At 68.2% G+C, this 5,918-nt stretch carries 6 protein-coding genes and 2 pseudogenes; 2 read left to right on the top strand and 6 right to left on the bottom strand.

What is annotated here, in order from left to right; translation table 11 throughout:
* Window positions 1-650: 650 nt before the first annotated feature.
* Entirely contained in the window at window positions 651-2,009 is a 1,359-nt protein-coding gene (locus EFK10_RS17040) for an amidohydrolase family protein (protein WP_164836026.1), read from the bottom strand.
* 151 nt (window positions 2,010-2,160) lie between these two features.
* Here EFK10_RS17040 and EFK10_RS17035 point away from each other — a divergent pair, with 151 nt between their 5' ends.
* Window positions 2,161-2,565 (top strand): winged helix-turn-helix transcriptional regulator, encoded by a 405-nt coding sequence (locus tag EFK10_RS17035; protein WP_127356537.1) that lies wholly within the window; start codon window positions 2,161-2,163, stop codon window positions 2,563-2,565.
* 164 nt (window positions 2,566-2,729) lie between these two features.
* Here the strand turns inward: EFK10_RS17035 and EFK10_RS50290 are convergent, their stop codons facing one another.
* From EFK10_RS50290 to EFK10_RS17010, 5 genes and pseudogenes are all read right to left on the bottom strand, one after another.
* A complete protein-coding gene (locus EFK10_RS50290; RefSeq protein WP_127356536.1) occupies window positions 2,730-3,266 on the bottom strand; it encodes a DDE-type integrase/transposase/recombinase in 537 nt (178 codons plus the stop codon).
* Between the two features lie 132 nt (window positions 3,267-3,398).
* Window positions 3,399-3,548, bottom strand: a pseudogene (locus EFK10_RS52105) (IS3 family transposase); the annotation flags it as partial.
* Window positions 3,524-4,045, bottom strand: coding sequence for a protein kinase domain-containing protein (locus EFK10_RS53300; RefSeq protein ID WP_407647092.1), 522 nt, complete (start codon window positions 4,043-4,045; stop codon window positions 3,524-3,526). The pseudogene EFK10_RS52105 and the gene EFK10_RS53300, both read right to left, overlap by 25 nt.
* Window positions 3,928-4,290: pseudogene (locus tag EFK10_RS53295) on the bottom strand (protein kinase domain-containing protein); the annotation flags it as partial. The pseudogene EFK10_RS53295 and the gene EFK10_RS53300, both read right to left, overlap by 118 nt.
* A gap of 380 nt (window positions 4,291-4,670) precedes the next feature.
* Window positions 4,671-5,165 (bottom strand): hypothetical protein, encoded by a 495-nt coding sequence (locus EFK10_RS17010; protein WP_127356534.1) that lies wholly within the window; start codon window positions 5,163-5,165, stop codon window positions 4,671-4,673.
* 325 nt (window positions 5,166-5,490) lie between these two features.
* Between EFK10_RS17010 and EFK10_RS17005 the strand changes: the two genes are divergently transcribed.
* Window positions 5,491-5,918, top strand: a 428-nt coding sequence (locus EFK10_RS17005; RefSeq protein ID WP_127356533.1) for an ATP-binding cassette domain-containing protein, incomplete at its 3' end; no start/stop codon positions are given.

Genomic DNA, 5,918 nt, shown 5'->3' with positions numbered 1-5,918 from the left:
GGCTACGAGTAGCCGCCGCGATAGAGCGCCGGTGCCCGTGGCCGGCTCGGGTTGCCCCTGGCGGCGTGCCGCCAGGGGCAACCCGGCCTTCAGGACCCGCAGCGCATCAGCGGTTCGCCGAGTGGAGCGAGGCCAGGATGTGGGCCGAGCTCCACCGGGCGCCACGCCGCCCTCACCTCCCCCCGTCGGCAGCCCAATTGACGCACACAGCGACGAAACGACACGTCGGCGGGCGGCCTGCACTGTTAAGGGGAAGACTGTAGGGCGGCCCGGCCGGAACGTTATGCCGCTGTCGGCCACGTGACGTGCCCGATGCGTGCCCGATGCGTGCCCGATCGGACGGTAAACCGCGGTCAATCAGGTCCGTTAGAAGCCCGACCACGACGCCGCAGGCCGCCTGTTCCAGCAGGTCAGCGACCCAGGGCGGCTCCGCCGCCCGCCGTGGGGCGGGCAAATCGAAGGCGTCAGGACCTTGATGACCTTGGAACGAATCTTTTTGCGCGTCAGAGCCGGTTTCTCAGCTGCCAGGCGCGGTGCTGGCTGATGGCGGTTTGCCGTTGATGGGGAGGGGCCTCCCGCTCGGAGTGACGGGCTTGAGCACGTCTGAGCAGCGGATTTGGGGCGGCATCGACGCCGCCGCGCGCACGGTGCTACGAAGCGTTCTGTCCGGTCCGGTCGCGTAGGTTCACGCGAGATTCGTGCATGAGCTCGCGGGCATGTTCGGCAACCGGGCCCACGAGTATGCCACCGGCTTTCAGGATCTCCCCGCCGACGACGACCGTCTCGACGTCTGCGGCGCCCGCGCCCATCACGAGTGTGGCGACCGGGTCACCGAAGCCGTTGAGATGCGGCGGACGCATGTCGACTACCGTCACATCCGCCTGTTTGCCGGGCGTGATGCTGCCGACCTCGTGGTCGAGGTGCCACACACGCGCCGCGTCGAGTGTCGCCAGTTTCAGCATGTCACGCTGGTTCAGTTCAACGTCCTCAACTGCCTCGTGGCGGCTCACCGCGTCGGCGTTGGCACGTGAACGCTCGGCTGCCAGCGCGAGGCGCATCTCCGTGAACAGGTCGGTGCCGCTGCCGGTCGTCGTGTCCACGCTCAAACCGGCGGCGATACCGCGGGCGAGCGCATGACCGGTGGCCGGGTAGGTGCCCAGTGCCATCAGCATGTCCACCGACGGGCTGAGGGAGATGGAGCCACCGGTGTCGGCGATCAGGTCGAATTCGCGGTCGCTGAGTTGAGTGGCGTGCACATGGTTGATGTCCGGGCCGAGCAGGCCGAGCTTGTCCAAGGTCTCTACCGAATCGGGAAAACCGGCCATTCCGACGTGGACGGAGATCGGCAGCCCGAGCTTGCGGGCGAAGGCGAAGTCGTTCTTTGTGGTCTCTGGGGTGGTGAATGCGGGACCGCGCAACGCCAAACCCATCCGCAGCCGGCCACTGATCCCGTCAGGAAAGTGTTCCGCCTGCACGCGCCGCGCATCGGCGGGGTGTTGCGGCGCGGGGACACCGAAGAACGCCAAGCCGTCCGGGCCCGGGCCGCCGTAGAGGAACACGCCACGGATCCCGGAGTCGTGCAGCGCGCGCACGTTCGCGTCGGCATGCCGTGGAGTGGACAGGTTGTGCGACCAGTCCGCGACGGTCGTGATTCCGGCATTGAGTGCTTGCAGCGCGCCCCACAACGTACCGGCGTAGAGGTCCTCCGGCGTGTAATGAGGCGCCAGGCCTGCGATCACCGCGCGGGAGTAGCCGGACAACGAGACCTGGCCGGTGTGGCCACCGAGCGCTCCCTGCCAGACGTGGCGATGGGTGTCGACCAGGCCGGGCATCACCAGGCGCCCACGGGCATCCACCACCCGCGCACCCGGCGCACGTGGCGCGAGATCGGCGCCGACCGCGGTAATCCTGCCGTCGCGGATGAGCACGTCGCCCTGCGGAAGGTCGCCGATCTGGGGGTCGAAAGTCACGACATGTCCGCCGCTGATGAGGAGGTCGTGTTGGGGCACGGTGGATCTCACTTTCGCTGGGCCGACGCGGAACTAATCGCCCCGAGGAGCCTCTAGGTATACGATGAATACCGCTGACTTCATCGTCGACCGATGGCCCAGTATCGGCAAGGAGGCAGTTTCAACTGCCCAAGTTCCCAGGAGGGAACCTATGACGCCCTCGACGAGCGCCGACAATGGCGCCCTGCTGCGTGAGGTGCTGGCGCGGATCGGCGACAAGTGGTCGGTGATCGTGATCTGCCGTCTGGATGGACAGCCTCGACGGTTCAACGAGCTCCGCCGCCTGACCGAGGGCATCACCCAGCGCATGCTCAGCGCCACCCTGCGCCACCTGGAGCGCGACGGCCTCGTGCGGCGAACCGTGTATGCGACCGTCCCGCCGCAGGTGGAGTATGCCCTCACCGAGCGGGGCCACAGCCTCCACGCGATCCTGTACCGGCTGGTCGACTGGACCGACGACCACCTCGCCGGCATCCAAGCCTCGCGTGCCGCCTACGACACAGCTCATGCCACCGACCCGGCTCCCCCAGCAGTGAGCATGGGGGATGCCCGTTAGGTCGCTGTCGCGACTGAGCGGCCACGCAACGGTTCGGTAAGCCGTGATGGCAGGGCAGGTACGAACTCTCCTGTGATCACGAAGCATCAGTACCTCCATGATCACCGACTCCGTGCCCGCGCCACATCCGGGGTCTGCCTGTCGGACAGGTCGCGGGGGTACGGTCACCGCTCCGCCATTCGTCCGGCGTACCGCGCCGGGCGTCGGCGGTTGTGCGGTTCTCTCGGTGACGGCGGTAACTGTGCGCCTACAAGGGCTGCCCGCCGATCTCGCACGCCCGGCACTGCGGGCGGCCGCAGGTGCACTGCATGATCGCGTCTAGCACCTGGTGATCGTGGTAAAGGCACTCGTCCTTGCAGGTGTGGCGCGGAATGAACCCTGCCTACGCGCCTCAGGTGTTGCTCGTTGTAGATCAGTAACCGGTCGGTGCACTCGGCCCGGACCGTGCGTATGGCCCTTTCGGCGTGGGCGTTCATCCGCGGAGTCTGCGGCGCGCTCTTCAGGATTTCGATTCCGTCCGCGGTGAAGACGGCGTCGAAGGCCTGGGTGTACTTGCTGTCGCGGTCACGCAGCAAGTAGCGGAAGCCTGAGGCGCGCTGGCCGAGGTCGGCGAGCAGGTTGCGGGCGAGCTGGGTGGTCCAGGCTGCGGTGGGGTGGGTGGTGACGCCGAGGATGTGGACGGTGCGGGTACTGACCTCCATGACATAGAAAACGTATAGCCGTCGCAGGGTCACGGTGTCGATGTGGAAGAAGTCGGCGGCGAGCAGTCCGGATGCCTGGGCGCGCAGGAACTCCCGCCACCTCGGGGTGCCGTGGCTGGCTCGGGGTGCGGGGTTGAGGCCAGCGCTGCGGAGGGTGCGTCGGATGGTGGAGGCGCCGACGCGGTGGCCGAGGCGTCGAAGTTCGCCCTGGATTCTGGTGTAGCCCCATGTCGGGTTCTCGTGGGCGAGGCGCAGGATCAGGGAGGTGAGTTCCTCGGGGATCGGTGGGCGTCCGGTCCGGGCGGGCTTCTGTTTCCACTTCCAGCGCAGCAGTCGGCGGTGCCAGGACAGGAGCGTGCCACGGCCGACAAGGTCGCCATGACGCTGTCCCGGTGGAACGGCGCCTGCCCCGCGACAAGGTGGTAGAGCGTCGCCCCCAGCGAGAACAGGTCACTGCTCGGCTCCCTGCGGGCTCCGTGCAGGAGTTCGGGGGCGATGTAGTCCGCCGCGGCGACGATCCTCCCGTTGTCCTGGGTGGTCTCCGTGTCGTTCGCCCGCGCCAGGGCGCGCCGATTACGGGAAGCAGGACCCAACGAACCCCGTCGAGGCGGATGTTGGCAGACCGCACATCCCCGTGCACGAACCCGACCCCGCGCATCGCATCCAGCGCGCCAAGCACTGCGGCCGCGACCTCCATCACCCGCTCGCGGGACATCCGGCCGTGCTCGGCCAGGTGGTCGGCGAGGGACGGGCCTGAGACAAGCGGCATGACGGTCCACACCACGCCGTCCGCCTCCACGATGTCGTTCACGGGGAGGACGTTCGGATGGTCCCGCAGCCCCGCGATCACGTGGACAGTCCGCACCGCCCGTGCCGTCCCCTCCGAACCCGCCGCCCCCACCTCCTCGACCGCCACCTCCACTCTCAGGACCTCGTCGTACGCCGTCCACACGCGCCCGTACCCGCCGGATCCCACCTGGCTCCCGACCCGATAGCGCCCACCGAGCACCCGCCCCGGCCCCATTCCCTGCACCACGGCCCCTCCCGTACGACTTAAGACGCCGTACCCAGAGTCCCGCGTCAGCAAGCCCCGGCCACCGACTTCACCATCTCCGGTGCGAAGTGGAGCGCGACACCGCCTGCCGGTCTGGCGCGGAGGCTACGTCAGGGGAATTGAAACCGGAGCACGCCACGACCGCACGGCAGCTCCTCCAGGCCGCCCCCGAAACCGATCCCGCGTGTTCGCCACGAACCCATGGGCCTACCCCCAGCGATGACGACATCGGCCCCTCGGGTTCCCGCTGAAGAACCTTCAGTTTCGGCAAACTCGCGGGGGTCTGTGGCCCGGAGTCCGACCTCTGATCCCAGCCGCAAAGTAGCTCGCGCCCGCTGACTCACGGCTCGTCAGGGCGCCCGTTGCTCAGTGGCTGCCGGGTCGTTGAGCCGGTCAGGTGATCCCGTGGGATGAGGCGAGAGGGCGGGGACGTGCGGCAGGGGTGGTCGCCGGAAGAGGTGGTCCGGCGCTGGACGCTGGTGCCGCGCCAGCGCGAAGCTATTCGTCGCCCGCCAGGCCAACGACGGAACCACCGCCGCTGAGCTGGCCTCGCGATCCGCGAGGCGTGGGCGGAGGCCATCGAGCACCAGGTGCAACTGCGCGTGCTCGCCGACATCGGCCTGGTCGACGACGCCGCCCGCGCGCCCGGCCGTCCCGCGCGGCGGACCGCACGAGGGCGGCGCGGTCTGCTGTTCGTCCGCGGGCGGGATTTCGCGGTGGACATGCAAGTGCGGCTGGAGGTCAGGGGCGTCGCCGAACCCGCCGCCTTCGGCGCTGTTGCAGCGCCCGCACAGCGCGCTGTGGGTGCGTGCTTCGTGCTGGTAGTGCACCAAATTGAGGGCCACGGTGCTTCGTACGGACTCGGTGCGTCCAGGCGTTGCCCAAGTCTGGCTCGATGCTGGCTACTCCGTGCACACGGACGTGTCGACGCCTTGTCGTGATCACGATCCAGCCGACGGCGACGTTCGCGATCGCAAGTGTCTGATGGCCCGGTGGGCTCTGCGATCCGGCTATTGAAGAGGTGCTGGTCGAAATATTGACGGTTATTGACCGCCCATTTGCGCAGCGGATGCAGGTCGTCTCCCGTTCCACGAGCGTTCAACTAGCTGTCCCTGTCTGCATTCTGTGCAGTCCTTATGGTCCTTGAACGTTGATCGAAAGAAGGGACTCATGGACACACTCCTCGCAGTCCGGGCTCGCGGGGTCACCAAGTGTTTCGGCGACGTCGTCGCACTCGACGGCGTCGATCTGGATGTGGCGCAGGGGCAGATCCACGGCTTGGTCGGACCGAACGGCGCCGGTAAGACGACATTGCTCGGCCTCCTGCTGGGCCTGGCCGTCGCCGGCAGCGGCCGCCTCGAGATCCTGGGTACGCCGGTCGGGCGGGCGCTCGCTGCTCCCGACGGTGTCGCTGGTTTCGTGGACGGGCCCGGTCTCTACCCCTCGCTCACCGCCAGGCAGAACCTTGCCGCGCTGGCCGCTCTCCGCGGCCGCGACGCGCGGACAATGGGGATCGACGACGTGCTCGACCAGGTCGGGCTCACTGATGTCGCCGACGACCGGGCCCGCGGTTTCTCCCTGGGCATGCGTCAGCGGCT

Origin of the sequence: Streptomyces soli (genome assembly GCF_003999195.1) — a bacterium.
Taxonomy (GTDB): domain Bacteria; phylum Actinomycetota; class Actinomycetes; order Streptomycetales; family Streptomycetaceae; genus Actinacidiphila; species Actinacidiphila soli.
The sequence above is the reverse complement of the archived record's forward strand: the minus strand, read 5'-3'. Positions and strand labels throughout refer to the sequence as shown.

What these genes read in the sequence shown, in the direction of transcription:
- EFK10_RS50290 (WP_127356536.1), bottom strand. Translation starts at nt 3,266, where the DNA reads ATGGAGGTCAGTACCCGCACCGTCCACATCCTCGGCGTCACCACCCAC.
- EFK10_RS17035 (WP_127356537.1), top strand. Translation starts at nt 2,161, where the DNA reads ATGACGCCCTCGACGAGCGCCGACAATGGCGCCCTGCTGCGTGAGGTG.